Source organism: Mesorhizobium sp. M7A.F.Ca.CA.001.10.2.1 (assembly GCF_003998575.1).
Lineage (GTDB): Bacteria > Pseudomonadota > Alphaproteobacteria > Rhizobiales > Rhizobiaceae > Mesorhizobium.
In genome coordinates, this window is sequence record NZ_RZQY01001004.1 from 1 (window position 1) to 1,454 (window position 1,454).

2 protein-coding genes are annotated in these 1,454 nt (G+C 60.9%); both read right to left on the reverse strand.

The features are described from left to right. A partial coding sequence (locus EN964_RS34450) for a substrate-binding domain-containing protein (protein ID WP_164776378.1) occupies nucleotides 1–611 on the reverse strand: 611 nt, incomplete at its 3' end. Between the two features lie 302 nt (nucleotides 612–913). After that, the coding region (locus EN964_RS34455; protein WP_164766317.1) for a substrate-binding domain-containing protein at nucleotides 914–1,454 on the reverse strand (541 nt) is incomplete at its 5' end.

A 1,454-nucleotide genomic window follows, 5' to 3' on the forward strand; every position in this document is an offset into this window, starting at 1 on the left:
ATCAGGTTCTGCGCCTCGTCGCGGTTCCAGTTCGACGTCTGCTTGTCGATGATCTTGATGAAGCTGCAATCCGGCGTCGCGATCACATCGTCGATGTCCTTGGTGCGCTGCACGGCGGCCTGGTTGGAAAGCTCGCCCATGATCACATAGACATTGGCTTCCTTCTTGCCGGCTTCCTTGAACAGGCGGCAGACTTCCTTGGTCTCGAGCGTGCCGGAATCGGCTTCGTTCGAGGCGACGAAGGCCTGGTTGTCGGGCAGCGTGTCGACATTGACCGGCTCGCGGTTGACATAGACCAGCGGGATCTTGGCTGCGGCGGCGGCGTCCGACATCGCCTGCGTGGCCGAAGTGTCGACCGGGTTGACGATGATGGCATCGACGCCCGAGGCGGCGAAGTTCTTGATCTGGTCGAGCTGCTTGGCAACGTCGTTCTGTGCGTCCTCGACCTGCAGCTCGACGCCGCTCATGCCCTTGGCCTGCTCGATCATGCCGTTGCGCAGCACGGTCAGGAAGTTGTCGTCGAACTTGGCCATCGACACGCCAACCTTGGCGGCCATGGCGGATGAGCTCATCAGCGCCGCGAAGGCGACGCCCAAAATCAATTTCTTCATTGTGTTTCTCCTCCACATATTGGTGCCCGGTTTCACCGATTTATCCGGAATCCCCGATCTCCCCGGGGAATCTCTCCCTGATGTCTTTTCTGTTCCGGGTGACGCCTGCCTCCTGGCTGGAACGTCAAGCCCTCTGTTTGAAACAGATATTCCGGAACGAAAGAACCAAAATACACAGATGATGAAATATTTATTCCATTTCACATCGGGGCGTCAAGGGCGATTCCGCGGCCTGCGGGCCGATTTACGCATCGCTCTGATGGATTCTATCATTTGCCTCGGCGGGCTTGCGCGGCGGCGGGCTAGATGTTTTCCGGCAGGTAGATGTCGAAGGGCAGGAAGGTCTGGCCCGGAGCGTTGGCGGCGCCGGTTTCGATGGCATGCGCCATCAGGTCGACGAGCTCACGGCACAAAGCGGCGAGCGGGGTCGAGATCACCATGGTGAGGATGTTGTCGGCGAGTGCCGCGCGCGATTCGGCGTTGATCTCGTTGCAGACCACCACCGGCATGGTCGCGGGCTTCGCTGCCCGCAGCGCCGAGACCGCGCCTTCCATGCCGCCGCCGGCGACGTAGCAGCCGGCAAGATCCGGATAACGCGCCAGAAGATCGATCATCGCGTCATGGGTCACCTGGTTGGCTTCCAGATTGACCAGCGTTTCAAGCACGCTGAACTCCGGCGCATGCTCCCGGAAGAAGGAGCGAAAGCCGATCTCGCGCAGCTCATGGCCATGGAAGCGGTGGCTGCCGACGAAGAGGGCGACCTTGCCGGGCCGCTTGGCTGCTTTGGAGATCATCCATGCGGCGGTGCGCCCGACCTTGCGGTTGTCGAGGCCGATATAGCCC